At 68.1% G+C, this 26218-nt stretch carries 24 protein-coding genes; 11 read left to right on the plus strand and 13 right to left on the minus strand.

The window, feature by feature from the left end; genetic code table 11:
- Positions 1-36: 36 nt before the first annotated feature.
- On the plus strand, positions 37-1683 hold the full coding sequence (locus DT343_RS10455) for a M28 family metallopeptidase (protein ID WP_112862845.1): 1647 nt from the start codon (positions 37-39) through the stop codon (positions 1681-1683).
- Here DT343_RS10455 and DT343_RS10460 read toward each other — a convergent pair.
- Complete coding sequence (locus tag DT343_RS10460) at positions 1680-4001, minus strand: sensor histidine kinase (RefSeq protein WP_112862846.1); 2322 nt, start codon at positions 3999-4001, stop codon at positions 1680-1682. The genes DT343_RS10455 and DT343_RS10460 overlap by 4 nt on opposite strands.
- A 130-nt stretch (positions 4002-4131) precedes the next feature.
- On the opposite strand from DT343_RS10460, the gene DT343_RS10465 reads away from it, so the two are divergent.
- Positions 4132-4530, plus strand: coding sequence for a metallopeptidase family protein (locus tag DT343_RS10465; RefSeq protein ID WP_112862847.1), 399 nt, complete (start codon positions 4132-4134; stop codon positions 4528-4530).
- Between the two features lie 4 nt (positions 4531-4534).
- Here the strand turns inward: DT343_RS10465 and DT343_RS10470 are convergent, their stop codons facing one another.
- Positions 4535-5230, minus strand: a complete 696-nt coding sequence (locus tag DT343_RS10470) for a MarC family protein (RefSeq protein WP_017505485.1) — start codon at positions 5228-5230, stop codon at positions 4535-4537.
- Between the two features lie 83 nt (positions 5231-5313).
- On the opposite strand from DT343_RS10470, the gene pyrF reads away from it, so the two are divergent.
- Positions 5314-6042: an orotidine-5'-phosphate decarboxylase gene (gene pyrF, locus DT343_RS10475; protein ID WP_112862848.1), complete on the plus strand. Its 729-nt coding sequence runs from the start codon at positions 5314-5316 to the stop codon at positions 6040-6042.
- Positions 6043-6090: 48 nt separating this feature from the next.
- Here pyrF and DT343_RS10480 read toward each other — a convergent pair whose 3' ends face one another.
- Together DT343_RS10480 and DT343_RS10485 are read right to left on the minus strand one after the other, a co-directional pair.
- The gene (locus DT343_RS10480) at positions 6091-7251 is read right to left on the minus strand and encodes a hypothetical protein (RefSeq protein WP_112862849.1); all 1161 of its coding nucleotides are present in this window, start codon (positions 7249-7251) and stop codon (positions 6091-6093) included.
- 98 nt (positions 7252-7349) lie between these two features.
- A complete protein-coding gene (locus DT343_RS10485; protein WP_112862850.1) occupies positions 7350-7607 on the minus strand; it encodes a DUF1674 domain-containing protein in 258 nt (85 codons plus the stop codon).
- Between the two features lie 86 nt (positions 7608-7693).
- Between DT343_RS10485 and htpX the strand changes: the two genes are divergently transcribed.
- Both htpX and DT343_RS10495 read left to right on the plus strand, forming a co-directional pair.
- Positions 7694-8659 (plus strand): zinc metalloprotease HtpX, encoded by a 966-nt coding sequence (gene htpX / locus DT343_RS10490; protein WP_112862851.1) that lies wholly within the window; start codon positions 7694-7696, stop codon positions 8657-8659.
- A 120-nt stretch (positions 8660-8779) separates the two neighbouring features.
- Positions 8780-10384, plus strand: coding sequence for a M20/M25/M40 family metallo-hydrolase (locus DT343_RS10495; RefSeq protein ID WP_112862852.1), 1605 nt, complete (start codon positions 8780-8782; stop codon positions 10382-10384).
- A gap of 190 nt (positions 10385-10574) precedes the next feature.
- On the opposite strand, the gene DT343_RS10500 is transcribed toward DT343_RS10495, so the two are convergent.
- Positions 10575-11750 carry an acetyl-CoA C-acetyltransferase gene (locus DT343_RS10500; RefSeq protein ID WP_112862853.1) on the minus strand — a complete coding sequence of 392 codons (1176 nt, stop codon included), beginning with the start codon at positions 11748-11750 and terminating at the stop codon, positions 10575-10577.
- 160 nt (positions 11751-11910) lie between these two features.
- Here DT343_RS10500 and trhA point away from each other — a divergent pair, with 160 nt between their 5' ends.
- The 3 genes from trhA to DT343_RS10515 all read left to right on the plus strand — a co-directional run bounded on the left by trhA (position 11911) and on the right by DT343_RS10515 (position 13694).
- Positions 11911-12624 (plus strand): PAQR family membrane homeostasis protein TrhA, encoded by a 714-nt coding sequence (gene trhA / locus DT343_RS10505; protein WP_112862854.1) that lies wholly within the window; start codon positions 11911-11913, stop codon positions 12622-12624.
- 90 nt (positions 12625-12714) lie between these two features.
- Positions 12715-13344, plus strand: coding sequence for a polyhydroxyalkanoate synthesis repressor PhaR (gene phaR / locus DT343_RS10510; RefSeq protein ID WP_112862855.1), 630 nt, complete (start codon positions 12715-12717; stop codon positions 13342-13344).
- Entirely contained in the window at positions 13341-13694 is a 354-nt protein-coding gene (locus DT343_RS10515) for a hypothetical protein (RefSeq protein ID WP_112862856.1), read from the plus strand. The genes phaR and DT343_RS10515 overlap by 4 nt, the downstream gene beginning before the upstream one ends.
- Positions 13695-13918: 224 nt before the next feature.
- Here the strand turns inward: DT343_RS10515 and DT343_RS10520 are convergent, their stop codons facing one another.
- From DT343_RS10520 to DT343_RS10530, 3 genes are all read right to left on the minus strand, one after another.
- Positions 13919-14344 (minus strand): hypothetical protein, encoded by a 426-nt coding sequence (locus DT343_RS10520; protein WP_055754580.1) that lies wholly within the window; start codon positions 14342-14344, stop codon positions 13919-13921.
- 83 nt (positions 14345-14427) lie between these two features.
- Positions 14428-15342, minus strand: coding sequence for a hydroxymethylglutaryl-CoA lyase (locus DT343_RS10525; RefSeq protein ID WP_112862857.1), 915 nt, complete (start codon positions 15340-15342; stop codon positions 14428-14430).
- The gene (locus DT343_RS10530) at positions 15342-17036 is read right to left on the minus strand and encodes an ArnT family glycosyltransferase (protein ID WP_112862858.1); all 1695 of its coding nucleotides are present in this window, start codon (positions 17034-17036) and stop codon (positions 15342-15344) included. Before DT343_RS10530 ends, DT343_RS10525 begins: the two co-directional genes overlap by 1 nt.
- Before the next feature lie 76 nt (positions 17037-17112).
- Between DT343_RS10530 and DT343_RS10535 the strand changes: the two genes are divergently transcribed.
- Positions 17113-17841 (plus strand): glycosyltransferase family 2 protein, encoded by a 729-nt coding sequence (locus DT343_RS10535; RefSeq protein ID WP_066625294.1) that lies wholly within the window; start codon positions 17113-17115, stop codon positions 17839-17841.
- 265 nt (positions 17842-18106) lie between these two features.
- Here DT343_RS10535 and groL read toward each other — a convergent pair whose 3' ends face one another.
- Entirely contained in the window at positions 18107-19762 is a 1656-nt protein-coding gene (groL, locus tag DT343_RS10540) for a chaperonin GroEL (protein ID WP_112862859.1), read from the minus strand.
- A 53-nt stretch (positions 19763-19815) separates the two neighbouring features.
- The gene (gene groES, locus DT343_RS10545) at positions 19816-20103 is read right to left on the minus strand and encodes a co-chaperone GroES (protein ID WP_017505470.1); all 288 of its coding nucleotides are present in this window, start codon (positions 20101-20103) and stop codon (positions 19816-19818) included.
- A gap of 298 nt (positions 20104-20401) precedes the next feature.
- Between groES and DT343_RS10550 the strand changes: the two genes are divergently transcribed.
- Positions 20402-20842 carry a hypothetical protein gene (locus tag DT343_RS10550; RefSeq protein ID WP_112862860.1) on the plus strand — a complete coding sequence of 147 codons (441 nt, stop codon included), beginning with the start codon at positions 20402-20404 and terminating at the stop codon, positions 20840-20842.
- 55 nt (positions 20843-20897) lie between these two features.
- Here DT343_RS10550 and pgi read toward each other — a convergent pair whose 3' ends face one another.
- A complete protein-coding gene (gene pgi / locus DT343_RS10555) occupies positions 20898-22505 on the minus strand; it encodes a glucose-6-phosphate isomerase (RefSeq protein ID WP_112863783.1) in 1608 nt (535 codons plus the stop codon).
- A gap of 99 nt (positions 22506-22604) precedes the next feature.
- On the opposite strand from pgi, the gene DT343_RS10560 reads away from it, so the two are divergent.
- Entirely contained in the window at positions 22605-23081 is a 477-nt protein-coding gene (locus DT343_RS10560; RefSeq protein WP_055808821.1) for a hypothetical protein, read from the plus strand.
- 6 nt (positions 23082-23087) lie between these two features.
- Here DT343_RS10560 and recQ read toward each other — a convergent pair whose 3' ends face one another.
- Together recQ and DT343_RS10570 are read right to left on the minus strand one after the other, a co-directional pair.
- Entirely contained in the window at positions 23088-24965 is a 1878-nt protein-coding gene (gene recQ, locus DT343_RS10565) for a DNA helicase RecQ (RefSeq protein WP_112862861.1), read from the minus strand.
- Between the two features lie 84 nt (positions 24966-25049).
- Complete coding sequence (locus DT343_RS10570) at positions 25050-26027, minus strand: complex I NDUFA9 subunit family protein (protein WP_112862862.1); 978 nt, start codon at positions 26025-26027, stop codon at positions 25050-25052.
- Between the last annotated feature and the right edge of the window lie 191 nt (positions 26028-26218).

The raw sequence follows: 26218 nt of genomic DNA on the forward strand, positions 1-26218 counted from the left end.
AAAGGCAGGGTCGCGCGGTTCGATCAGGAGTATCCGATGCGCCACGCCCTCCCCGCTGCTTCCATCCTGGCCTTGATGATAGCCTGCTCTCCAACTCTGGCGCAGGAGACGGCGCCGAACATCGACGCCGCGCGGATGAATGAGTCGGTTCGGGTTCTGGCGTCGGACGATTTCGAAGGCCGCGCGCCCGCCTCGGCCGGCGAGGAAAAGACCGTCGCCTGGCTGGTCGAACAGTTCAAGGCGGCGGGGGCCGAGGGCGGCGGGCCGGACGGCGCCTTCGTCCAGGTCGCCCATCTGTCGCGCACGCGCCAGGACGGTCCGGCGACCGTCGCCGCGACCGTTGGCGGCAAGACCATCAGCCTGCAGCGCGGTCCCGACGTTCTGGTGTCCAGCGACCGGCCGACCAACCACATCACGGTGACCGACGCTCCCGTGGTCTTCGTGGGCTATGGCGCGACGGCGCCCGAGCGCCAGTGGGACGATTTCAAGGACGTGGACGTGCGCGGCAAGGTCATCGTCGTCCTGGTCAACGATCCTGACTTCCAGGCGCCCGACGGGGATCCGGTCGCGGGCAAGTTCGACGGAAACGCCATGACCTTCTATGGCCGCTGGACCTACAAGTTCCAGGAGGCGGGTCGTCGCGGCGCGGCGGGCGTTCTGGTGGTGCATGAGACGGCTGGCGCGGGCTATCCCTGGTCGACGCTGCAGAACTCATCGGCCGCGCCCAAGTTCGACATCGTGCGCGCCAACCCCGACGCCGAGCGCGCGGCGTTCCAGGGCTGGATCCAGCGCGCCAAGGCGGAAGAGCTGTTCACCGCCGCCGGCCTCGACTTCGCCGCCCTGAAGGACAGCGCGCGCAGCGCCGATTTCAAGCCCGTCGTCCTGCCCGGCCTGACGATGAGCGTCGACTTCGGCCAGATCGCCGACAAGGTGGAAACCAAGAACGTCATCGCCCGCATTCCCGGCTCCGAACGCCCGGACGAAACCGTCATGTACGGGGCCCATTGGGACGGCTACGGCGTCGGCACGCCGAACGCCCAGGGCGACAAGATCTATAATGCGGCGGTGGACAATGCGACCGGCGTCGCGGCCCTGCTGGAACTGGCCCACGCCTTCGCCGGAGGTCCGCGCCCGAAACGATCGGTCGTCTTCGCCGCCTGGTCAGGCGAGGAGGCGGGCCTGCTGGGTTCGACCTATTACGCCGCCAATCCGGTCTGGCCGCTGGAGACGACGGTCGCCAACATCAACGTCGACAGCCTGCTGCCGGGCACGGAGATCGACCCCAACGTCGTCGTCATCGGCAAGGGCAAGAACCAGCTGGACGACATTCTGGCGCGCCACGCGACCGAGACGGGCCGCACCCTGATCGCCGATCCGGCGCCCCAGGCCGGGGCCTTCTATCGTTCGGACCACTTCCCCCTGGCGCTGAAGGGCGTACCGGCCCTGTTCCCGGCGGCGGGCTTTACCGGCGCCAGCGCGGCCAGCCGAGACTATGTCCAGAACCGCTATCATCAGCCTACGGACGAATGGGATTCGACCTGGACGATGGACGCCGCCGCCGCCGATGTGGCCCTGATCTATGCCGTCGGTCGCGAGCTGGCAGACGGGGATCAGTGGCCGGAATGGAACGCCGGCGCCGAGTTCGGCCCGGCGCGGGACACCTCGAAGGCCTCGCGGCGCTAGATTTCCAGCTGAAGCTCGGGCGCGGCGGCGGTCGTCGCGGCGCCCAGCGGCAGATGCAGGATGAAGGCGGCGCCCTTGCCCGGCTCGCTTTCGACCTCGGCCCAGCCACCGTGCAGTTCGACCAGGGCCTTGACCAGAGCCAGACCCACGCCGGGACCGCCGCGCTCCCGCCGCACGAAGCGGTCGAAGACGTGGGCCTGCAAATGATAGGGGATTCCGCGCCCGGTATCGGACACCGTCAGGCGGATTTCGGACGGGCCGGTCTCGGCCTTCAGCTCGACCGCCCCGCCTTCGGACACGGCGCGCGCCGCATTCTCCAGCAGATGATCCAGCGCCTGGCCGATCCTGTGTTCATCGGCGCGGATGGGTTTGAGATCGGCGGGACAGGACACGGTCAGGGTGGCGCCGCGCCCCTCGACCCGCGCCCGGACCTTTTCGGCGGCCTGGCTCAGCAGGTCGCAGACGCGCAGATCGCCCAGCGACAGCTCCATCTCTCCGGCGTCGATCTGGGCCATGTCCAACACGTCGTCGATGGAGCGGGCAAGCTGGCTGGCGGCTATGCGGATGGCGCCCGCGTGCTGGCGGCTGCGCTCGGGCAGGTCGCCCATCGTCTCCAGCAGTTCGGAATAACCGACGATGGTCGTCAGCGGCGTGCGCAGCTCATAGGAGACGCTGCCCACGAACTCGCGCTTCAGCGCCTGGCTTTCAGCCAGGGCCTGTTCGCGCTGCACAAGCGCCTGCTCCAGCCCGCGTCGGGCCGTCACGTCCGAGAAAGCGACCAGGGTCGCGCCGTCCGGCAGGGGGCGGGTCTGCCAGGCGGCGACGCGACCGTCCACGGTCCGGCCCTCGCCGGAGATGGCGACGCGGCTTTCGGGATCGGGATCGGCGACGCGCGCCTTCAGCCCCAGCCACAGGGCGGGATCGGGCAGCACGGCCTTGCACAGTTCGGCCAGGGCGTCGAAGTCCGAGGCCGTCGCGATCTTGTCCGCCGACAGGTTCCAGAAGGTCTCAAACGCCTCATTGTGCAGCCGCAGTCGGCCGTCCGAGCCGAACACCGCGACCGCGTCGTTCAGCTTGTCCAGCGTCGCGCGCTGGACCTGGATCTGGGCGTTGAAGCGGCTGCGCAGCTTCAGCTCGTCGGTGATGTCCGAGAAGATCAGCAGAATGCCGCCCAGCGGGTGCGGCTGGCGCACGACGCGCAAGGTGCGCCCGTCCGGCAGGGACCAGCTGTCGTCCGGCGAAGCCTCCGATGCGCCATAGAACTCCAGCTCCCGCGCCTTCCAGCCGGCGTAGTCGACGACCTCGGGCAGGCTGCGACGCTGGCGCAGGCGGTCCAGCAGCTCGGCATGGGTCGGACGTTCGTCCAGCCAGGCCGCGTCGATGTCGAACAGGGTCTGGAAGGCGGTATTGTGGAAGGCCAGCCGCTTTTGCGGGCCGAAGATGGCCACGGCGTCGGCCAGGTGGTTCAGCGTTTCGTCATGGGCGTCGACGTGGCGGCGCAGGGTATCGCGCGTCTCTTCCGCCTCGGTCACCTCGATGGCGAAGGCGGTGACGGCGCCGCCGCCCGCCGGCTCGGCGATGATGCGCCAGGCGCGCCGCGCGCCCCCGCCGGTCGTCCAGCGGAAGCCCTCCTGGCGCACGCCCAGCCGCGCGGCCTCGGCGACCAGGGCGTCGGCGCCGCGGTCGAAGGACACGCCCTTTTCGACGGCGTCGTCGATGCTCTCGGCATTGGTCTCGTTCAGCCAGGCGCGGTTGGCCCAGGCCAGTTTGCCGGTCCCGTCCACGACCCAGGTCGGGGTGGGCGAGGCGTCGCCCAGCAGGGCCAGGCCGCTCTCGGTCGCATCCGCCCCGGTCAGGGTGAAGCGCGACGCGGGCGACAGCCGCAGCCAGGCCGAACCGCCCGCGACCCGTCCCTCGATCCGCCAGGGCTCCACATCGTCCAGCGCGACCAGACCTTCGAACGCCTGACCTTCGTGAACCAGGGCGTCGATCAGCGCGCCGTGGGTGATCCGGAGTTTGTTCAGGACGGCGGCCCCGGCCTCGGCGTCTTCACCCGCCAGCCGCGCGATCAGTTCGGCCGAACCGATCGGCAGACCAGCCGCCTGCCCGTCCGGCGTCAGGGCCAGGCTGACGTCGTCGAAGGCGCGCAGCATGGCGTCATGGCGGCTGAGGTCGGCCAGGGCCTCGACCCGCTCGCGCTCGGCGGCGACGGCGGTCTCGTGCAACCGCCCACGCAGCAGCAAGGCCCAGGCGCTGACGGCCATGGCCAGTCCGGCTGCGCCCGCTGTGGCGACATAGGCGATGTCGGCCTCGGCCATTCGTGTCCCTGGAGAAGAGTCTCAGCCCCGATTCGCTAACCATACTCCAAGCGCGCGAAAAAGCGGCAGTCTCGTAATCGCGTCATCGCGCCCCGTTGCGGCAGAGCGTCGGGGCGGCGATATCGCGGCCATGACCGACCCGATCGCCCCCTCTCTCGATGACTTCGCCCGCCTGGCTCAAGAGGCGTTCGACGCCCTGCCCGGACCGTTTAAAGATGCGGCGGGCGAGGTGGTCATCCGCATCGACGACTTCGCCGACGAAGCGACGCTGGCGGAGATGGAGATCGAGGATCCGTTCGAGCTGACGGGCCTGTACCATGGCGTGGACATCGGCCAGCGCGACAGCCTGGGACCGGCGGCCGAGCCGTCGCGGGTCTTCCTCTATCGCCGCCCTATCCTGGACGAATGGTGCGAGCGCGGCGACGTGGGGATCGGCGAACTGATCGCCCACGTCCTGATCCACGAGATCGGTCACCATCTGGGCCTGACGGACGACGACATCCACGCCATCGAGGACGAGGCGGACTGACGTCTTATTTGGTCGCCGGATAGGGCGTCGTCACCGCGCCGGAGATCATGCCGGGGATTGCCTCGCCCAGGCCCAGCAGGATGAACTGGATCGCCAGGGCGCACAGGATCAGGCCCAGCACCTTGACGATGATCGCCATGCCGACCTCGCCCAGCAGGCGGCTGAGCGACCCGGTCAGGGCGAAACAGACGAAGGAGACGGCGCAGGCCGCCGCGATCGCCACCAGCGACCCCATGGTCCCGGCGTAGCCCAGCTTGGCCGCCTCCCCCGCTTGGATGATGACCGCCGAAATGGCGCCGGGGCCGATCATCAGCGGAATGGCGAAGGGCACGACCAGACGCTGGAAACGTCGGCGGGCATAGCCGCGCACGTCCTTGGAATCGGCCAGCGCATCCTTGTCGGCGAACATGGCCAGGAAGTCGCCGCGGGCCATGTCCAGCCCCAGAAACAGCAGCAATATGCCGCCCGCGATGCGGAACGCCGCCAGCGAAATGCCGAAGAACTGCAACAGACCCAGGCCCGTGAACAAGAAGAAGGCCAGGAAAACGGCGGCGAAGGCGCAGATCAGGGCCGAGACCGAAATCCGCTGACGCAGGGTCGCCCCGGCTGTTGCGGCGGCGAAGATCGGCAGATTGCCGATCGGGTCCAGCAGGGCGAACAGGGTCACGAACAGGTTGACACCCAAATCGACTGCGTTCATCGCCTGCCCTCGCCCTCAATCCATCACGCCGCCCTGCCGACGCGCCCTCGTGTCCGGCATAGCCGCTCAGCGCGAGTCCGTCGATGACCGATCCCCAAACCCCGTCCAATCGTGCGCCCGACGAGCGGATCGTCTGCGCCCTGGACGTGCCGACGACGGCCGAGGCGGCCGCTCTGGCCGAGCGGATCGGCGACGCGATCGGCTTCTACAAGGTCGGACTGCAACTGTTCGCGGTCGACGGCATGGCGCTGGCGCGTGAGCTGAAGGCGCAGGGGCGAAAGATCTTCCTGGACTGGAAACTGCACGACATCGGCGCGACCGTGGAGAAGGCGACGGCCAATCTGGCGGGCGCCGACTGCGACCTGCTGACGGTCCATGCGCGACCCCAGGTCATGGCGGCGGCGGCGCGCGGCGCGGCGGGTTCGAAGATGAAGGTGCTGGGGGTTACGGTCCTGACCAGCCTGACGACCGAGGACCTGTCCGCCGACGACCACAGCCTGTCGCCGGCCGATCTGGTCGAGCGGCGCGTGCGGCAGGCGCTTGAGGCCGGGATCGACGGCGTCGTCTCCAGCCCGCATGAGGCGGCGCGTGCTCGGGCTCTGGCGGTCGAGGCGGGCCGGCCCGACTTCCTGATCGTCACGCCCGGCGTGCGACCCGTCGGCGCCGCGCTGGACGACCAGGCGCGGGCGGCGACGCCACAGGCGGCGCTTGAAGCCGGTGCGACCCATCTGGTCATCGGTCGGCCGATCACGGCGTCGAGCGATCCGCGCGTGGCCGCGCAAGAGATCGCACAGCAGATCGCCCTGATCTGAGACAGACCAGGGCGACCGTTCGTCTTCGGTTAATTTAGCGCGAGGCGATCAGCCGCGCTCACCCGGTTCCTGGGCATAGCCGTGACGCGGCGGGGCGTGAGGCGCGGGCGCCTCGGGCGGCGGCAGGTCGCCGTAGTAGCCCGACGGCGGAGGCGGGGGCGGAGGAGGCGGCGGGGCCGTGTTCACTTCCGGCGGCGCGACGTAGACCTGGGCCGGGGCCACATTGACCGGCGCGGACTGCACATAGACCGGCGACTGATCGACATAGACCGGGCCGCCGACCTCGACCTGGGCAGGCGCGACATTGACCTGGGCCGGGGCGACCTGAACGCGTTGCGGGCCGATGTTGACGGGCGCCGACTGCACATAGACCGGGGCCTGATCGACATAGACGGGCGGGCCGACATCGACCTGGGCCGGGGCCAGGTTGACCTGCGACGGAGCCACTTGGACGCGCTGCGGCCCGATGTTCACCGGCGGCGCCTGCACATAGATGGGCGGCTGTTCGATATAGGTGGGCGGTCCCATCTCGATCTGGGGCGGCGCCATGCTGACCTGCGAAGGCGCGACATAGATGCGCTGCGGCGCGATCTGGACGGGCGGCGCCTGGACATAGACCGGCGGCTGATCGACGTAGCTCTGCTCGTAACGCTGCTCATAGCGGTGTTCGTAGCGAACCGGCGGGCGAACGGGCGGACGGCAGTTGCAGTCGACCGGACGGCCCGGATATGGACGCCAGCCGATGTAGTCACGGCCGAACCCATAGACCGGATAGCCGACTGGAGCGCTGACCGGAGGGCGACCGACCAGGACCGAGGTTGCGCTGACGCCGCCGACATAGCCGCCGCCGTAATAGCCGTCCGAATAGCCGCCGCTTCCGACGTAGGTCGTGCCGCCGCCGACATAGCCGCGTTGGAAGCTGGACGCGCTGGAATAGGATCGGGCGCTGCTCGCCGAATAGCTTGAGGCGCTCGCATAGGCGTTGGCGTTGGCATTGGCGTAGGCGCCGCCGTTCACGTTCACATTGACGTTGTGGTTGGCGTTGTAGTTGCCGCCGCCATAGTGACCGCCGCCGCCGCATCCCCCGCCGCAGCCGCCGCCGGGGTGGCCGCCGCCATAACCCCCGTGACCGGGACCACCGGCCAGAGCGGGCGCTGCGGAGAGCAGCAGAGCCGCCGACGCGGCGGTAAGTATCGACTGTATCGTCACGGGACAGACTCCTCTGAGTTGTCCCGACACTGGCAAGTCCGGCGCCTGTTTCTTAAGGCGTGGTTAACCTTTGCGCCGGTCGCAGCACGCTCGGCGGCTTAGAAATCGACCGCCAGACCCTTCTTCTCCCAATCGCCGAAACGGGTCGGTTCGGGACCGGTCGGACCTCCATATTCCGTGCCCGCTTCGACCGTCGTTTCCGCCGCGCGACGATCCGCCGCTTCCTGAAGCGCGCGGCGCGCGGCCTCGCTGAGCGGCCGTTCAGGCGTGGCGTGGGGCACGTCGGCATTGAAAACCGGCGCCGCAACCGGCGTTTCTTCAGCGTCATTCGGCGCGAGGGTGGGATGTTCGGTCACAGGGCGGCTCCCTTGAGGCTTGATGCGCCTTCTCTCAAATAGAGGTTCAAGCCCGTGACGCCAGACGGATCGGGAATGGAACCACGATGAACCATCTGAAGACCTTCATTCTGTTGGCGGCGATGACGGCCCTGTTCGCAGGGGTCGGCTATTTGATCGGTGGCGCGACCGGCATGGCGATCGCCCTGCTTTTCGCGGGCGGGATGAATCTGCTCAGCTACTGGAACGCCGACAAGATCGTGCTGAAGATGTACCGGGCCCAGCCGGTCGACGAGCAGCACCCCAACGCCGTGGTCCGCAACTATGTCGCCGACGTGCGCCAGATGGCCCGCGACGCCGGCCTGCCTCAGCCGCAGGTCGCCATCATTCCCAACGATCAGCCCAATGCCTTCGCCACGGGCCGAAACCCCGAGAACGCCGCCGTCTGCGCCACCACCGGCCTGCTGGACATGCTGACGCGCGAGGAGGTGCGCGGGGTGATGGCGCACGAGCTGGCCCATGTGAAGAACCGCGACACCCTGATCATGACGGTGACGGCGACCATCGCCGGCGCCGTCGCGGCGCTCGCCAACTTCGCCCTGTTCTTCGGCGGCAACGACCGCGAGCGGCCGGGCGGCATCATTGGCACAATCGCCCTGATGCTGCTGGCGCCCATGGCCGCCGGCCTGGTGCAGATGGCCATCAGCCGGGGCCGCGAATATGAGGCCGACCGCGTCGGCGCCGAGATCGCCGGCGATCCCCAGGCCCTGGCTTCGGCCCTGCAGAAGATCGACGCATACGCCAGGCGGATCACCAATCAGACGGCCGAGCGCAATCCGGCTTCGGGTCAGATGTTCATCATCAATCCGCTGGCGGGCCGTGGCGCGGACAACCTGTTCTCGACCCATCCCGCGACGGGAAACCGCGTCCGGGCCTTGATGGAACTGGGCGCGAAGATGGGCATGCAGCCGCGCGCCCGAACGCCGGACCTGACCCAGCCGCGACCGGCCGCCGGTTTCACCACCACTGGTGTCCCGACCACCCCGACGGAGCCGCGTGGCCCCTGGGGGTGAACATGCGGGTGAACATGGGGCTGATCGTCGCGGCCTGAACGCCGTTTGCGGTTTGCACTCCACGACCGGATCACATCAGATGCGCCCCTGTTCAGCCATCGGGCTTTCTTGGGGAAATCCATGTCGCGTCTGCTCGCCTTCGTCTCCGCCGCCGCTCTTCTCGCCACGCCGGTCGCCGCCCAGTCGGTGGACCGCGTCGCCGTCAACGGCATTATCGACCAGGGGCTGAACCACAGCCAGGTGATGCAGACCGCCGCCTATCTGACCGATCGGATCGGCGGGCGGATGACCAACTCGCCCCAGATGCGCGAGGCCGAACGGTGGGCGCAGCAGCAGTTCCGCGACTACGGCCTGTCCGACGTGCGCGCGGAAGGGTTCGAGTTCGGCCGGGGCTGGTCCATCGTCCGCTCGAGCGCCCGTATGACCGCGCCGCGCCCGCTGGATCTGCGCGCCATCCCGGTGGCCTGGACGCCCTCGACCAATGGCGTGATCAGCGGCGGCGTGATCGTGGCCCCGATCTCCAAGGTCGAGGACTTCGACAAATGGCGCGGCAAGCTGTCGGGCAAGATCGTCATGCTGTCCCAGCCGGGCACGGGATCGGAGCCGACCGAGCCGGCCTTCCGCCGCTGGACCAGCGCCGAACTGGCCGAGCGCAACACCTATAATCAGCCCCAGCATTCGCCGGCCGCCATCGAACGCTCACTGAAGACCGTCAACTTCGCCAATGAACTGGACGCCTTCCTGGCCGAACAGGGCGCCCTGGCCTGGGTGCGGATTTCCCAGCGTGACGGCGGCCTGCTGCACGGCACGGGCTACACCTATCAGGTCGGCGCGACGCCCAAGCTGGCGGGGATGGAGCTGGCGGCCGAGGATTATCGCCGCCTGGCGCGCCTCGCCCTGACCGACGCGCCGCCGACGCTGGAGCTGATGAGCGAGGTCCGCTTCCACGACGAGGACGTCAACGCCTACAACATCCTGGCCGACATCCCCGGCACGGCGCGCGGAACCGAATACGTGATGGCGGGCGCTCACCTAGACAGCTGGGTCGCCTCGGACGGGGCTGTCGACAACGCCGCCGGCAGCGCTGTGGTGATGGAGGCCGCACGCATCCTGAAGGCCCTGAACGTCAAGCCCAAACGCACCATCCGTTTCGCCCTGTGGAACGGCGAGGAGCAAGGCATCCTGGGCTCGCTGGCCTATGTGGACCGTCATCTGGCGACGCGGGCTGCGTCGAACGATCCGGCGCTGGCGGGCCTGCCGGACAACCGCACCTGGCGCAGCCGCTGGCCGATCGAGCCGCGCGCCGGCTATCGCGATCTGGTCGCCTATTTTAATCTGGACAACGGCTCGGGCAAGATCCGCGGCATCAACGCCGAGGGCAATGTCGCCGCCGCCCCAATCTTTCAGGAATGGCTGGCGCCGTTCGCCAGCATGGGCGCGACGACCGTCTCGCTGCGCAACTCGGGCGGCACCGACCACGTCTATATGCAGACCGTCGGCGTGCCGGGATATCAGTTCATCCAGGACCCGCTCGACTATTCCAGCCGCCTGCACCACACCAGCATCGACAGCTACGACCACCTGAAGGCCGAGGACCTGCGTCAGGCGGCCGTCATCCTGGCCAGCTTCCTGCTGAACGCCGCCAACCGCGACGAACCCCTGCCGCGCATGCCGCTGCCGACCCAGCCCACGCCGAGCGATCCGTTCGAATATCCGGCGGACTGAAAATGACGACCCTCTCCCCTTGGGAGAGGGCTTGAGCACATGGCGGCGCAGCCGTCGTCCTTGTGCGACCCGAAGGGCGGCGCGAAGCAGCCAAAGGGTGAGGGTCGGTGCGATCAAGCCCACCATCCGACCCTCATCCGGCCGGGCTCCGCCCGGCCACCTTCTCCCACCGGGAGAAGGGCTTAGAAAATCACGCGCGCTCGACGCACAGGGCCACGCCCATGCCGCCGCCGATGCACAGGGTCGCCAGACCCTTCTTCGCGCCCGAGCGCTTCATCTCGAACAGAAGCGTCGTCAGGATGCGCGCGCCCGAGGCGCCGATGGGGTGGCCGATGGCGATGGCGCCGCCGTTGACGTTGACCTTGGCCGGGTCGAGACCCAGCTCCTTGACCACGCAAAGGCTCTGGGCGGCGAAGGCCTCGTTGGACTCGACCAGATCCAGATCGGCGACGCTCCAGCCCGCCTTTTCGAGCGCCTTCTTCGACGTCGGGATCGGGCCGGTCCCCATGATCGACGGATCGACGCCGGCGGTGGCGTAGGAGGCGATGCGGGCCAGCGGCTCCAGCCCGCGCGCCTTGGCCTCGTCGGCGCTCATCAGCACCAGGGCGGCGGCCCCGTCGTTCAGACCCGAGGCGTTGGCGGCGGTGACGCTGCCGTCCTTCGTGAAGGCGGGTTTGAGCTTCTGCATCAGCTCCAGCGTCGCGCCGTGACGGATATATTCGTCCTTGTCGACCGTCACATCGCCCTTGCGGCCGGGGATGACGACCGGCGTGATCTCCTCATCGAACTTGCCGGCGTTCTGGGCCGCCTCGGCCTTGTGCTGGCTGGCCAGACCGAACTCGTCCTGCGCCTCGCGGCTGATGGACCATTTTTCGGCGATGTTCTCGGCCGTCTGACCCATGTGATAGCCGTTGAAGGCGTCCCACAGGCCGTCCTTGACCATGGTGTCGATCAGGGCGACGTCGCCCATCTTGTGACCGTTGCGCAGCTGTTGGGCGTGCGGCGCCTGGCTCATGCTCTCCTGACCGCCGGCGACGACGATCTTGGCGTCGCCCAAAGCGATCTGCTGGGCGGCGATGGCGACGGCGCGAAGGCCCGATCCGCAGATCTGGTTCAGGCTCCAGGCGGCCGCTTCCTTTCGAACGCCCGCGCCGACGGCGGCCTGACGCGCAGGGCCCTGACCCGCGGCGGCCTGCAGCACATGACCCAGGATCACCTCATCGACCTCGTCGCCGGAAACGCCGGCCCGTTCCAGCGCCGCCTTGATGGCGATCTCGCCGAGCTTGGACGCCGGAAGCGACGACAGGGCGCCTAGGAAGGAGCCGACCGGGGTGCGCGCGGCGGAAACGATGACGACGTCGGTCATGGGATTTCACTCTTTGGAGAATAACTCGGCGTGACCGTTTTGCCGCATTGCAGCGCGTTCGTCACCTGCGACGACATGGACAGGGCGCGATTCAGCCAATCGTCACCCTGTCGGCGCATTGTCGCGGAACGATAGAGGCGATCGACGGATTGGAAGGTCCATGCTGCGCACGCTGAAACGTCTTGTCACCCACGTCTGCACGCCGGACGAGCTGGACATGATCGAGCACTATCCGACGCGCGCGGAAAAGCTGGCGGATCTGTGGGTCCACATCGTCGGCCTGATGCTGGCGGCGGTCGGCGGCATCATCCTGGCGGGTCTGGCCGGGGTCTATGCGGGGATCGGCGGCGTGATGGCGACCGCCATCTACGCCTTGTGCCTCGTCGGCATGCTGACGGCCTCGACCATCTACAACTGGACCAACCCCTGCGCCGCGCGGCCGGTGCTGCGGCGACTGGACGAGGCGGCGATCTTTTTGATGATCGCCGGCAGCTACACCCCCTTCACCACCCAACGGTTCGAGGGTCTCTGGGCCATCAGCTTCACCACCCTGATATGGACCCTGGCCTTCCTGGGCGCCGGGGTGAAGCTTTTCGCGCCGCGCATCTCGGACAAGTTCTGGAGCGGCGTCTACGTCGTCTTCGGCTGGCTGGCGGTCGCGGCGCTGAAGCCGATGGTCGAGACGGTGCATCCGATCGCCCTGGCCCTGCTGGTCATCGGCGGCCTGATCTATACCGCCGGGGTCTTCGTCTTCATCAGCCCGCGCGTGAGGTTCCGCCGCGCCATCTGGCACGGCTTCGTCGTCACCGGCGCCACGGTCCATTGGACGGCGGTGCTGGTCGGCGTCGTGCTGGCCCCGGCGATGAGCCACTGATCGACCGTCCGTTCCCGGCGGTTTCTCTCCCTCTGGCGCATCGCGCCGCAACGGAGGATAGTGACGCGTTGCAACATCGCGAGAACAAGCGTGGCTGACGAAAAGACCAAGGGTGGAAAGACCGGCGACAGCGCTCAGGTCGTCATCAAGAAGTATGCGAACCGCAGGCTCTACAACACGCGTACCAGCGCCTATGTGACGCTGGAAGATCTGGCGACCATGGTGCGCGAGGGGACCGAGTTCGTCGTCTATGACGCCAAGACCAACGACGACCTGACCCGCCAGATCCTGACCCAGATCATCTTCGAGGAAGAGAGCCGGGGTGAGGCCTTGCTGCCGGTTCAGTTCCTGCGCCAGCTGATCGGCTTCTACGGCGGCCAGATGCAGGGCGTCCTGCCCTCCTATCTGGAGATGTCATTGGCCAACTTCGGCCGCCACCAGGAGCAGTTCGCCAGTCAGCTGGGCCGCGCCTTCGGAACCGGCGCGGGCGCGACCCTGATGGAGGACGCCGCCCGCGCCAACATGGCGATGTTCGAGCGCGCCATGCAGATGTTCCCGGCCTTCACCTATCCCCGCGCCGAGCCGACGCCTGCCGCGTCGGATGACAAGGCCGAGCCGGCCCCGCCGCCCGAGGCGCCGGACGCCCTGGACGAAATGCGTCGCCAGATGGACGAGATGCGTCGTCAGATCGAAAAGCTGGCGGGCGGCAAGAGCAAATGACCGACCGGATCCACGCCGTCGGCGGACCGGACAGGGTGGATCGCCGCGAAGGTGAACGCCGCGAGCGCGAGCGGCGCGCCCGATCCGCCTCGCGCGCCCTGGTCCCAGTCGATCCGCCTGAGATGGTCGAGTCCCAACCGGCCCCGGCAAGAGCTGCCGTCCTGCCGACGCCCGAGCCCGGCGCCGCCGCCTTTGTCGCCCAGCAGATGGGCCAGAGCGGGCAGAAACGCGGCCTGCGCGGCGGCCCGCCGGTGCTGGATGCTGCCCGCTCCGCCTACCTCGGAGCCGAATATTCGGGCGCGGCCGAGCGTCGTCCGAAAACAGGCAAGACCGCCAAGACCGACATCTGAGCTGACGCCGCTCGGGCGGCACGGGGTTTGCTGGGGGCGAGGCAGAACGCTCTCAGCCGGACCCGCCCATGCCCGCCGTCTTCGCCCTCGCCGCCAAAGCCTTCGACGTCGCCGTCGTCGCCTTGATCTTCACGGCATTTTCGTAAGCGCTACCGCGCTTCGCGCTGCTTGAGCGCATGTTTCTTAGGGCCTACCGCGCTTTGCGCGACTTGAGGCCGTTCGGCTTACGCCCCGCCGAAATCGAAATCCTTGCGCGACGCGATGATGGTCACGATGAACCCGGCCAGGACGTCCAGCAGGATCATGATCACGATCAGAAAGAAGGTCGAGGTCGCGAACCCCGGCAGCAGCAGGAACTCCACCAGCACGCCGATGAACAGGATCATCGACAAGGCGTGATTGATGATGGCGATCCGCTGGCTGGAGGTCGACTTCACCAGCTCGAAGAACAGCAGGATCAGGCCGAGGAACAGAATCAGGTCGCCGGATCCGATCGTCCATTGCGCGCCCGAGGTCATCGTGACGGAAAACAGCGGATCGCGCAGCAGCAAGTCCGCCTGCACCATCCCCGCCTCGCTCGGCGCGCCGAACAGCACCACGATATTGTAGAGCACCACCGGGATCAGCAGCAGCGGAATGGCGAGCAGCATGGACGGTCCTCTCCGCAGGCGGTCCAACGGCTACGCCTGTTCACCCTGATTTAGCGCCGTTTGCGAAACGCCGCCACAAGGGTTCAGCTCTTGGGAAATCCGCCTGCCCGGCTGAGCGCCGACGGCGCCGGCCGGCCGATGGCCTCGCCGATCCAGCGCGCCGTCGCGATCAGGGCGTCCAGGTCATAGCCGGTTTCGAACCCGCCGCGCGCCAGCATATAGACCAGGTCCTCGGTGGCGATGTTTCCCGTGGCGCCCGGCGCGAACGGACAGCCGCCGATGCCCCCGACCGAGGCGTCCAGCACGTCGATCCCGGCCTCGACGCCGGCATAGGCGTTGGCCAGGCCGGTGTTGCGAGTGTCGTGGAAGTGCAGGCGCAGGGTCGCGTCAGGCGCGGCCGCCTTGGCCGCCTCGACCTTCTTCGTCACCGCCCAGGGATCGCCCGCGCCGATAGTGTCGGCCAGACCGATCTCGCCGACGCCCATCTCGGTGATGGCGCCGACCATGTCTGCGACCTGATCGACGGAGACCTCGCCGTCGAACGGACAGCCCCAGACGCAGGAGATCATGGCCGACAGCGACGGCGCGCCCTCGCTGGCCTCGGCGTTGTGGCGGCGGGCGACGATCTCGCCCAGCATGGCCAGTTGATCCTTCACCGCCAGGCCCTGGTTCTTCAGGCCGAAACCGTCGGTGGCGGCGACCGAGACGTTGACCTCGTCCACCCCGGTCGCCAACGCCCGGTCATAGCCCTTGCCGTTCAACACCAGGCCGATGCGGCTGCGCCCCGCGTCGTGCGGCAGGGCGGCCATGACCTCTTCGGCGCCGGCCATCTGCGGCACATATTTGGGATGGACGAAGGAGACGGCCTCGATCCGTTTCGCGCCCGCCTGCTCGAGCCGCCGCACCAGATCGGCGCGGACGGCGGGCTCAAGCACCGCCTTTTCGTTCTGCAGGCCATCGCGCGGCCCGACTTCGACGATCTGGATGAAGCGGCCCATCACTCGGCTCCCGCTGCGGCGTTACCGTTTCCATTCCCGTTTCGGGGCGGCGGCGCATAGACGGTCAGGCTGACCGGATCGCCCGCCGAATAGTTGTAGCCGTTGACCATCCCGACCGCGCGACCGGACACGCCCAGACGCGCCGCAGCTGCACGGAAGGCGTCGGCGTCGCGTCCTTCGACGATGGCGGGCCGCCCTTCGGCCAAGGCCTCGGCCGCGCCTTCGGCGTCGGTCAGGTCGGTGTCGCGCCCGGTCAGGAAGACGAAGCTGGGTTCATGGAAGCCGGTGATCGCCACCGGCCCCGGCGTGCGGCCCTGACGCGGGTGCAGGTCCGCCGCCTCCAGCGCCTTTTCCAGCTGGGGCGCGATGGCCAGGGGCCGTAGTTGGCGGATCGTGCCCGACAGGGCCGCGTGCGCCACGATCCCGAACGCCAGCGAGGCGACCAGAGCCGCGACCGGCGCGCGGTTCAGCAGCAGGAAGCCCCCCATCGCCCCCGCCGCCAGGGCCATGACCACCGTCAGCGCCGCCCAGGTCTGGGCCGTCGAGGTGCCATAAACCGTCAGCCCATAGACGGTGATGCCGATGATCAGCAGAGCCGCGAACGCACCCAGCGCCGCGCCGGTGATGCGCGAGACCTTGCCGATGGGTTGGGCCAAGGCGGCGGCCGCCAGCAGCGCCAGCGCCCCAAAGGTCGGCAGGGTGTAGTGCCACAGCTTGGTCGGCGCCAGTTCGAACATCAGCCAGCCCGGGACCAGCCAGCAGACCAGGAACCGGATCGCCGGCTCGGCCCGTCGGCTCCAGCCCGTCGAGACGGCGGCGGGCAAGAGCAGGGTCGAAGGGAAGAACAGCAAGGGCGCCAGCAGCAGATACATGCCGGGGAAGCCCGAATGGCTTTCATGCGCGCCCGCGATCTTGGGCGCCAAGTCCCCGCCGATGGCCTCGCGCCAGAAACCGCCGTCGGTGGCGATGGTGATGGCGATGGCCCACGGCCCGACCATCAGGGCGACCAGCGGCAGGCCCCAACCCCAGCCGAGGCGATACAGCCATTTGATGTTCCGATCCCAGATCGACAGGGCGATGATCGCCAGGGCCACGACCAGGAACCCGATCGGTCCCTTGATCAGGATCGACAGACCGATCCCGATCCAGAACAGCAGCTTGTGCAGCCGGATCGGTCGTTCGCCGGCCTTCGTCGCCATATAGATGCGCGCCAGCGCCGCCATGGCTAGGGTCGTCGCCCCGCAAAGCATGGCGTCGGTCTTGGCGATCCCGGCCTCGGTCGACAGCAGGAAGGTCGCCCCCATGATGGCCCCGCCGAAGAAGCCGACCCGGCTGCCCAGCATGGCCGAGCCCGCCCAGGCCACGGCCCAGGCCGCCAGCATGGCGCCCAGCAGGGACGGGATGCGATAGGGCGCGATTTCGCGGTCCTCGACATCCGAGGTCAGGCCCACAGCGATCGCCTGCATCCAGTAGATGCCGACCGGCTTCTTCCAGCGCGGCTCGTCCTGATAGCGGATATCGACATAGTCGCCGCTTTCCAGCATCTGGGACGTGGCCTGGGTGAACCGGCTCTCGTCGCGATCCAGCGGCGGCAGCAGCAGCAGGCCCGGCAGCCCGGCGATCAGCGTCAGCAGGGCCGCGAGAACCGGCCCGCGCCAGCCGGCGATGCGGCCATCGAGATCGAAAGTCTTCATTCCAGACTCCTTACACGGCGACCACGCCTGCGTCAGCCGTCTCCCCTAAGCCGTCGTTATCCTCTATGGAGCGCCGATGACCGCCGAAACGCCCGAAATCTCCGTCGTCGTTCCCGTCCATGACGAGGCAGGCGCCGCCGTGCCCCTGGCGCGCGAGATCGCCGCCGCCTTCGCCGGCCGTTCGTACGAGATGATCTTCGTGGACGATGCGTCCAGGGACGCGACCTTGGCCGAGCTGAAGGCCGCCATGGCTGAACTGCCGGCGCTGCGCGTCCTGGCCCACGGGACCAATGCGGGCCAGAGCCGGGCGGTTCGAACCGGCGTCCTGGCCGCGCGCGCGCCGGTCGTGGTGACGATGGACGGCGACGGCCAGAACCCGCCGGCCGATGCGCCCCGCCTGGTCGATGCGCTTCTGTCCGCCCCCGGCGACGTGGGCCTGGTCGGCGGCCGTCGCGCCAAACGCCAGGACACAGAGGCCAAACGCCAGGCCTCAATCTGGGCCAACCGCATCCGCCGCAAACTGTTGGGCGACGACGCCGACGACACCGGCTGCGGGCTGAAGGCCTTCCGCCGCGACGTCTTCCTGCGCCTGCCCTACTTCGATCACATCCACCGCTACCTGCCGGCCCTGATGATCCGCGAAGGGTTCAAGAACCAGTACCTCGACGTGGACCACCGCCACCGCGAGGTCGGTCGGTCGAAATACACCAACTGGGGCCGCCTGCGCGCGTCGGTCTCGGATCTCCTGGGCGTGATGTGGCTGAAGACGCGGTCCCGCAAGCCGGGCGCGATTTCGGAGTTCTAGAACGCTGTCTCCTCCCCACCTCGTGGGGAGGTGGCGCGACGCCTCTTGGCGTCGTGACGGAGGGGCTGGCGCCGCATCTCCGACATCGGTGGGACTTCAAGAGCCCCTCCACCCCGCTGCGCGCGGTCCCCCTCCCCGCTTCGCAGGGAGGAGACATGAAAAAGGGCGGGACCTTGCGGTCCCGCCCTTCTGCATTTCAGCGTCGGTTAGCTTGGACCCCGGCCTTCGCCGGGGCGTCCGGGCGGCCCGAAGGCCGCCCTTCCGCTTAGAAGTCCATGCCGCCCATGCCGCCCATGCCGCCCATGCCGCCCATGTCGGGGGCAGCAGCGCCGCCCGACTTCTTGGGGGCGTCGGCGACGGCGGCTTCCGTCGTGATCAGGATGCCGGCCACCGACGCGGCGTCTTGCAGAGCCGTGCGGACGACCTTGGCCGGGTCGATGACGCCCATCTGCACCAGATCGCCGTACTCTTCGGTTTGCGCGTTGAAGCCGAACGAGGACTGGTCGTTCTCCAGCACCTTGCCGACGACGATCGAGCCTTCGACGCCTGCGTTTTCCGAGATCTGACGGATCGGAGCCTGCAGGGCGCGACGGATGATGGCGATGCCGGCGTTCTGGTCGGCGTTGTCGCCCTTGACGTCGGCCAGGATCTTGGAGGCCTTCAGCAGGGCGATGCCGCCGCCCGGAACGATGCCTTCGTCAGCCGCGGCGCGCGTGGCGTTCAGGGCGTCGTCGACGCGGTCCTTCTTTTCCTTCACTTCGACTTCGGTCGAACCGCCGACGCGCAGGACTGCAACGCCGCCGGCCAGCTTGGCCAGACGTTCCTGCAGCTTTTCCTTGTCGTAGTCCGAGGTCGTGTCTTCGATCTGGCGCTTGATCTGGGCCACGCGGGCTTCGATCTCGTCCTTGCCGCCGACGCCTTCGACGATGGTGGTGTCGTCCTTGGTGATCGAGACCTTCTTGGCCTTGCCGAGCATGTCAAGCGTGACGCTCTCAAGCTTGATGCCCAGGTCTTCCGAGATGACCTGGCCGCCCGTCAGGATGGCGATGTCTTCCAGCATGGCCTTGCGGCGGTCGCCGAAGCCCGGAGCCTTGACGGCCGCGACGCGCAGGCCGCCACGCAGCTTGTTGACGACCAGGGTCGCCAGGGCTTCGCCTTCGATATCCTCGGCGATGATCAGCAGCGGACGGCCCGACTGCACCACGGCTTCCAGGATCGGCAGCATGGCTTGCAGCGAGGTCAGCTTCTTCTCAAACAGCAGGATGAGCGGCTCTTCGAGTTGGGCCTCCATCTTGTCGGCGTTGGTGATGAAGTAGGGCGACAGGTAGCCGCGGTCGAACTGCATGCCTTCGACGACGTCGACGGTGGTGTCGGCGGTCTTGGCTTCCTCGACGGTGATGACGCCTTCGTTGCCGACCTTGGCCATCGCCTGGGCGATCAGCTCACCGATTTCGGAGTCGCCGTTGGCCGAGATGGTGCCGACCTGGGCGATTTCCGAGTTGTTGGAGACCGGCTTGGAGTTGGTCTTGATCTCTTCCAGCACCAGGCCGACGGCCTTGTCGATGCCGCGCTTCAGATCCATCGGGTTCATGCCGGCGGCGACGGCCTTCAGGCCCTCTTGCACGATGGCCTGAGCCAGAACGGTTGCGGTGGTGGTGCCGTCGCCCGCCTTGTCGTTCGTCTTCGAAGCGACTTCGCGGATCATCTGGGCGCCCATGTTCTCGAAGGCGTCTTCCAGCTCGATCTCTTTGGCGACCGACACGCCGTCCTTGGTCGAGCGCGGAGCGCCGAAGGACTTCTGGATCACGACGTTGCGGCCCTTGGGACCCAGCGTCACCTTGACGGCGTTGGCGAGGACATTGACGCCGCGCAGCATCTTGTCGCGCGCGTCGGTGTTGAACTGTACGATTTTAGCGGCCATGCGGGCAGCTCCTATCTATATGGATTGATTGAAGAACGTCGGACGTCGGGTGCTTAGGACAGCACGCCCAGGACGTCGGATTCCTTCATGATGATCAGGTCTTCGCCGTCGATCTTCACTTCCGTGCCCGACCACTTGCCGAACAGGATGCGGTCGCCGGCCTTCAGCTCCAGAGCATTGACCTTGCCTTGGTCGTCGCGGGCGCCAGGGCCGACGGAGACGACTTCGCCTTCCTGCGGCTTTTCCTTGGCGGTGTCGGGGATGATGATGCCACCCTTGGTCTTGGATTCTTCTTCAACGCGCTTGACCAGCACGCGGTCGCCGAGCGGACGGAACGCCATCGGACTTCTCCCTGTAAAACCCCCGGATCGGGGCGTTTTTGAAACGGTGTGCGGCGCTATCGCGATCGCCGTTTTGGCAGCCGACCAGCGAGAGTGCTAACGCGAGCGGGAGTTAGGCAGAGGCAGGGTCATCGTCAAGCGGCGGCGATGAATCGCCGCGCGAATTCTCTGTGACAAATGAACCGAAGATGAATGCCGACCTCCGGGGTCGTTCAAACTGGCGGCGATAGAACGGCTTCAACGCTAGATGCCTTCCCGTCCCGGAAGCGCAGATAGGCAGAGAACGAAGGAGACCGAAATGTCCAAGCTGCTGAAGATCACTGCGGTCGCCGCCGCCCCCGTCGTGGCCCTGAGCCTGATGGCCGCCCCGGCCTCGGCCCAGTCGCGCGATCGCGACAATACCAGCCGCAACGCCCTGATCGGCGCGGCGGTCGGCGGCTTGGCCGGCGCCCTCTACGGCAACGGGGACGGCCGCTACATCGCCGGCGGAGCATTGGCCGGTGCGGCCGTTGGAGCCGTGGCCTCTTCGAACCGCGGCTCGGGCTGCGAATATTACCGCGGCGGCCAATGCTACCGTAACCAGGGTCACTGGGAGCGCGAGCACGGCATCGACCGCAGCCGCTCGGGCTACGACTACCGCTACGACGGCCGCCGTTACGACTCGCGCTATGATCGCCGTTATGATCGCGATTATGGCAATCGCTACGACCGCGACTATCGCTACGATCGTCGCTGGTAAGCGGCGAGAGTCTCCAAAAGGAAAGGCCCGACCGCCCGGTCGGGCCTTTTTCGCATTAGGCCATCAGGCGTTTCATCAGCGCCGACGTGGACGGATCGAGGTCCGTCGACGGGCCGCCCGCGTCCACGTCCTTCAGGATCGCCTTGGCCAGGACCTTGCCCAGTTCGACGCCCCATTGGTCGAAGCTGTTGATGTCCCAGATCACGCCCTCGACAAAGGTCTTGTGCTCATACAAGGCCAATAGCGCGCCCAGGGTTTCGGGCGTCAAACGATCCATGACGATGGCCGTCGAAGGCCGGTTGCCGGTGAAGGTGCGGTGGGACGCCAGACGCGTCGCCTCGTCCTCCGACAATCCTTGCGCCAACCCTTCGGCCTTGGCGGCCTCTGTCGTCTTGCCCAGCATCAGGGCCTGGCCCTGAGCCAGCGCATTCGACCAAAGCGGCGCCTCCGGCGCGTCCGCATGAGTCTTGGCCACGATCACAAACTCGGCCGGGACGGTCTGCGGTCCCTGGTGGATTTGCTGGAAGAAGGCGTGCTGGCCGTTGGTGCCCGGCTCGCCGAAGACGACGGGGCAGGTCTGACGCGTCACCGGCGTGCCGTCGCGATGCACCCGCTTGCCGTTCGACTCCATCTCCAGCTGCTGCAGGAAGGACGGCAGACGACGCAGGGCGTGGGCGTAGGGCGCCACCGTCCGCGCCGGCCGGTTCAGGCCATCGACATTGAACACCTGGGCCAGGGCCAGCAGGATCGGCGCGTTCCGCTCCAGCGGAGCCGACACGAAATGCTCGTCCATCGCGGCGGCGCCCGCCAGCATTTGCTCGAACGGCTCCCAACCCAGGGCGACGGCGCACGACAAACTGACCGCCGACCACAGCGAATAGCGCCCGCCGACCCAGTCCCGGAACGCAAAGGTCCGGCCGCAACCGAAGGCCGCCGCCTTGTCCGGCGCCGCGGTCACCCCGATGAAGTGTTTCGTCATCCCCTCAGCCGGCAGCGACGCCGCCAGCCAAGCCTTCGCCGCCTCGGCGTTGGCCAGGGTTTCCTGGGTCGTAAAGGTCTTGGACACGACCACCACCAGGGTGGTTTCGGGATCGAGGCCGGTCAGCGCCTCGGCCATGTCGCGCGGATCGATGTTGGCGACGAAACGCAGATCGATGGCCGGGTCCAGCGGGCGCAGCGCGTCCCACACCACGCGCGGCCCCAGGTCCGACCCGCCGATGCCGACATGGACGATCGCCTCGAACGTCTTGCCCGTCGCGCCTGCCTCGGCGCCCGACCGCACGGCGTCGGCATAGGCCTTCATGTCCGCTCGCACGGCGTCCACCTCGGCCGAAACCGGCTCGCCCAGGGCCTTGAAGTCGGCGCCCGGCGCAGCGCGCAGAGCGGGGTGCAGGACCGCCCGGCCCTCGGTCAGATTGACGGCCTCGCCGGCGAACAGGGCCGCGCGGCGCCCTTCGACGTCGCGGGCGCGCGCCAGGTCCAGACAGGCGTCGAACGCCGCGCGGGTCCAGCTCTGTTTCGACAGGTCCAGATAGAGGCCCGCCGCCTCGACCGACATCCGCGCCAGCCGGTCGGGATCGGCGGCGAACTGGTCCACGATCCGCGCGGAGGCGGCCTCGGCGGCGGCTTGGTCGAAGGCGGTCCAGGCGGCGTCGCGGGTCATCGTCGTCTCCATCGGGAATGACAGGGTAAACACTCGTTTACGGCTGAGGCGTATTCAGGTTCAACGTCCCAGCGGACGCTGAAACAGGAAGTCACCTCCATGTCCTGCGGCCTTGCTCTCACGATCGCCCTGGCGATGTCCAATCCCTCGGTGGCCCTGGCCGCCGAACAGCCGGCCGCCGCGCCCGGCGCGCCGATCTCGGTGGCGGGCGAGCCGCTGTTCGCCGACATCATCTCGCGCTCAGCCAGCCTGAAGGCTGTCGTCGATGGCTGGGCCGCCGCCAAGGCCGCCGACGACGCCGCCTTCTTCACCAGCCAGGCCTTCACCGGCTTCAAGGCCCAGGCGGAACAGTTGGCCGCCCTGGATATGCAGGGCCACCTGATCCTGAAGGAACGCGGCACCGACGGCGACCTGAAATGCATCCTGCGCGGCATTTCCGAGGACATGCCCAAGAAGGTTCAGGCCGTTCAGGCCGCCGCCAACCCGGCCGAACGCGCCACAGCCCTGTCGGAACTGTCCTATCTGCTGAACGACAACGTCGAAGTCATCACCGCCCCGCCCAAGCCGGAAGTCTGACGGCTTCTAGAGGGCGGCCAGCGCCTCCAGCACGCCCTTGCCGTAGCGATCCAGCTTGGACTGACCGACGCCGGAAATGGAGCCCAGACTGTTCAGGTCGCCCGGCTCGGCGTGGGCGATCTCCAGCAGCGTCCGGTCCTGGAAGATGACATAGGGCGGGACGTGCTGTTCCGAGGCGCGGTCGCGGCGCCAGGCGCGCAAGGCCTCGAACCGGGCGCGGACGTCCGCGTCCATCGTCTCCAGCGCCGCATTGCGCCCTTCGCCCGATCGGTCACGACGACGCGGGGCGGTATCGGCCCTCAGAGGCGCGCGACGCACCTCGATCTGGCGCTCGCCGCGATAGACGGCGCGCACTGCTTCGGGATCGCCCAGCCCGACCAGCGGCTTGCCGTCGTTGGGATCCTCGGCCAGCAGACCTTCGAACAGCAAATGATCGACGATCTCGCGCCAGCTGTTCAGCGAAATCTCGCGCCCGATGCCCCAGGTGGACAGTTGCTGCTCCCACGGCTGCACGTCCTTGGTGCGGGCGGTCAGATGATCGACGACGCGATTGCGCCCGAACCGGCCGCCCAGCCGCTGCACCGCCGCCAGCGCCTTCTGGGCTGGGACGGTCGCGTCATAGAGCTGGGGCGGTTCGCCGCAGATGTCGCAGACGCCGCAAGGCTGGGCGTCATGCTCGCCGAAGTATCGCCGCACGGCCTGGGCGCGACAGACGGCGCCGTCCAGCATGGCGAACAGCTGGCGGGTCTTCCTGACCTGAACCGATTTGACCTCCTCGGCCATCGGGCGGCTGTCCAGCCGACGCAAGGACCAGGCGATGTCGGACGGCCCATACAGGGTGATGCCCTCGGCTGGCTCGCCGTCGCGCCCGCCCCGGCCGATCTCTTGCCAATAGGCCTCCAGACTGCCTGGCGGATCGGCGTGAATGACGAAGCGCACGTCGGCCTTGTCGACGCCCATGCCGAAGGCGATGGTCGCGACCATGACGGCGCCCTCCTCGGCCAGGAAGCGTTCCAGCCGGCGGTCGCGCTCTTTCGTGTCCATGCCGGCGTGATAGGCGATGGCGTTGGTCCCGGCGTCGCGCAGGGCCTGGGCCACGCGGTCGCAACCGTCGCGGCTGCCGCAATAGACGACGCCCGACTTGCCTCGCCGTTCGCGCACGAGTTCGATGACCCGCGCATCGGTCTTGGCCCGAGACGCGCTCTCCTTGCGCCCAGCCGAAAGTTGCAGGTTCGGACGCGCGAAACTGTCGACGAAGACCGTCGCCTCTTCCAGCCGCAGCGAGCGCAAGATGTCGTCACGGGTGCGGGCGTCGGCGGTGGCGGTGACGGCGATGCGCGGCACGTCGGGGAACCGCTCGGCCAGCTGACCCAAGTTGCGATAGTCGGGGCGGAAGTCATGGCCCCATTGCGAGACGCAGTGCGCCTCGTCGATGGCGATCAGGCTCAACGGCAGTTCCGCCAGCCGGTCCATCATGGCGCCCGCCGCCAGGCCTTCGGGCGAGACATAGAGCAGGTCCAGGTCCCCCGACCGCGCGGCCGCCCAGATGGCCGAACGCTCGTCCAGCGACACGCCGGAATCCAGCCGCGCCGCCGCGACGCCCTGCTGCTTCAACGCCTCCACCTGATCGGTCATCAGGGCGATCAGGGGGGACACCACCAGCCCCAGTCCGGGGCGCAGGATGGCCGGGATCTGATAGCAGACGCTCTTGCCGCCGCCGGTCGGCAGGACCGCCAGCACATCGCCGCCCGACAGGATTTGCTCGACCACCCGCCCCTGCAGCCCCCGGAAGTCGGCGTGACCCCAGACGCGCGCCAACAACGCCCGCGCGTCGTTCAGGTCAGGCGTATCGATCGAGGAGAACTGGGGGCGCGTGGCCGGCATCCTTAAGCTGTGCACTCTTTGTTCCCGAACAGAAGACGCCGCCGGGCGCGAAGGCGACCGGCGGCGGCATCAGATGGGGAGGGTTCAGTGGGCGGGCGCTTCGGCGAACTGGCCGCCGACGCGGTAGCGCCACAGATAGGACGGGGCGATCGCCGCCATGCCGGCCGGATGGTCGATGCACAGGGCGCTCAGGCCCAGGGCGTCGGGCGCGACCACATTGTCCTTCTCCAGCATCAGCACCTGATCGCGGGTCAGCGGCGGCGTGATGCCGACGAACCGGCTCAGTTGCAGCAGCGAACCCAGGGGCTTGGCGACGATGAAGGGCACCGAAACCAGCATCCGGTCGCGGCCCGTCTCACGACGCACCAGCTCCAGCACCTCGCGGAAGGTGTACAGGCTCGGCCCGCCCAGTTCATAGGTGCGGCCGGCGGCGTCCGCGCGGGTCACGCCGCGCGCGATGGCCTCGGCGACATCGCCGACATAGACCGGCTGGAACCGGGTCTCGCCGCCGCCGATCAGCGGCAGGGCCGGCGCCATCGTCGCCATGGCGGCGAAGCGATTGAGGAAGCTGTCGCCAGCGCCGAACACCAGCGACGGACGCAGGATCACCGCGTCCGGATAGACGGCGCGAACGGCCGCCTCGGCCTGGGCCTTGGTGCGACCATAGGCCGAGGGGCTGGCGGCGTCGGCGCCGATGGCCGAGATCTGGACCAGGCGCTGCACGCCCGCCGCCTTGGCGGCCTCGGCGATGGTTTTGGCCGCCTCGGTATGGACGGCGTCGAAGCCGCGCTTGCCGCCTGCGTCATGCAGGACGCCGACCAGATTGACGACGGCGTCCGCGCCGCGCACGGCCTGCGCCACATCCGCCGGGTTGGTGATGTCGCAGCGCATGAACTGGATCTGTCCGGGATCGCCCAGCGGCTGGATTTCGATCGCCAGGACCGGGTTGCGCACGGCCACCCGAATGCGCCAGCCGCGACGCGCCAGGGCGCGCACCGCCTGCGACCCGATAAAGCCCGAACCTCCAAAGAGGGTCACGACGCCGGGGGCGAGGTCAGCCATGGGGAAAGCTCCAGTCGAAATCTGTTTCGGCGGGATAGACGATAGGGCGCCGCACCGCAACGCGGGCAAGCGTCTTCATCCTCGCGCGGTCGCAGCGAAGTTTGGAGGGCTGGGCGGAGTGCCGGGCCTTCGCCCGGAGTGTGAGTTTGTAAGTACCGTTTCGACGAAGGGTGTGACGCTCCGCGCGGTGG

It is taken from the genome of Brevundimonas vesicularis (assembly GCF_900445985.1).
Lineage (GTDB): Bacteria > Pseudomonadota > Alphaproteobacteria > Caulobacterales > Caulobacteraceae > Brevundimonas > Brevundimonas vesicularis_D.

What these genes read in the sequence shown, in the direction of transcription:
- DT343_RS10455 (WP_112862845.1), top strand. Translation starts at nt 37, where the DNA reads ATGCGCCACGCCCTCCCCGCTGCTTCCATCCTGGCCTTGATGATAGCC.
- DT343_RS10460 (WP_112862846.1), bottom strand. Translation starts at nt 4,001, where the DNA reads ATGGCCGAGGCCGACATCGCCTATGTCGCCACAGCGGGCGCAGCCGGA.
- DT343_RS10465 (WP_112862847.1), top strand. Translation starts at nt 4,132, where the DNA reads ATGACCGACCCGATCGCCCCCTCTCTCGATGACTTCGCCCGCCTGGCT.
- DT343_RS10470 (WP_017505485.1), bottom strand. Translation starts at nt 5,230, where the DNA reads ATGAACGCAGTCGATTTGGGTGTCAACCTGTTCGTGACCCTGTTCGCC.
- pyrF (WP_112862848.1), top strand. Translation starts at nt 5,314, where the DNA reads ATGACCGATCCCCAAACCCCGTCCAATCGTGCGCCCGACGAGCGGATC.
- htpX (WP_112862851.1), top strand. Translation starts at nt 7,694, where the DNA reads ATGAACCATCTGAAGACCTTCATTCTGTTGGCGGCGATGACGGCCCTG.
- DT343_RS10495 (WP_112862852.1), top strand. Translation starts at nt 8,780, where the DNA reads ATGTCGCGTCTGCTCGCCTTCGTCTCCGCCGCCGCTCTTCTCGCCACG.
- DT343_RS10500 (WP_112862853.1), bottom strand. Translation starts at nt 11,750, where the DNA reads ATGACCGACGTCGTCATCGTTTCCGCCGCGCGCACCCCGGTCGGCTCC.
- trhA (WP_112862854.1), top strand. Translation starts at nt 11,911, where the DNA reads ATGCTGCGCACGCTGAAACGTCTTGTCACCCACGTCTGCACGCCGGAC.
- DT343_RS10515 (WP_112862856.1), top strand. Translation starts at nt 13,341, where the DNA reads ATGACCGACCGGATCCACGCCGTCGGCGGACCGGACAGGGTGGATCGC.
- DT343_RS10520 (WP_055754580.1), bottom strand. Translation starts at nt 14,344, where the DNA reads ATGCTGCTCGCCATTCCGCTGCTGCTGATCCCGGTGGTGCTCTACAAT.
- DT343_RS10525 (WP_112862857.1), bottom strand. Translation starts at nt 15,342, where the DNA reads ATGGGCCGCTTCATCCAGATCGTCGAAGTCGGGCCGCGCGATGGCCTG.
- DT343_RS10530 (WP_112862858.1), bottom strand. Translation starts at nt 17,036, where the DNA reads ATGAAGACTTTCGATCTCGATGGCCGCATCGCCGGCTGGCGCGGGCCG.
- DT343_RS10535 (WP_066625294.1), top strand. Translation starts at nt 17,113, where the DNA reads ATGACCGCCGAAACGCCCGAAATCTCCGTCGTCGTTCCCGTCCATGAC.
- groL (WP_112862859.1), bottom strand. Translation starts at nt 19,762, where the DNA reads ATGGCCGCTAAAATCGTACAGTTCAACACCGACGCGCGCGACAAGATG.
- groES (WP_017505470.1), bottom strand. Translation starts at nt 20,103, where the DNA reads ATGGCGTTCCGTCCGCTCGGCGACCGCGTGCTGGTCAAGCGCGTTGAA.
- DT343_RS10550 (WP_112862860.1), top strand. Translation starts at nt 20,402, where the DNA reads ATGTCCAAGCTGCTGAAGATCACTGCGGTCGCCGCCGCCCCCGTCGTG.
- pgi (WP_112863783.1), bottom strand. Translation starts at nt 22,505, where the DNA reads ATGACCCGCGACGCCGCCTGGACCGCCTTCGACCAAGCCGCCGCCGAG.
- DT343_RS10560 (WP_055808821.1), top strand. Translation starts at nt 22,605, where the DNA reads ATGTCCTGCGGCCTTGCTCTCACGATCGCCCTGGCGATGTCCAATCCC.
- recQ (WP_112862861.1), bottom strand. Translation starts at nt 24,965, where the DNA reads ATGCCGGCCACGCGCCCCCAGTTCTCCTCGATCGATACGCCTGACCTG.
- DT343_RS10570 (WP_112862862.1), bottom strand. Translation starts at nt 26,027, where the DNA reads ATGGCTGACCTCGCCCCCGGCGTCGTGACCCTCTTTGGAGGTTCGGGC.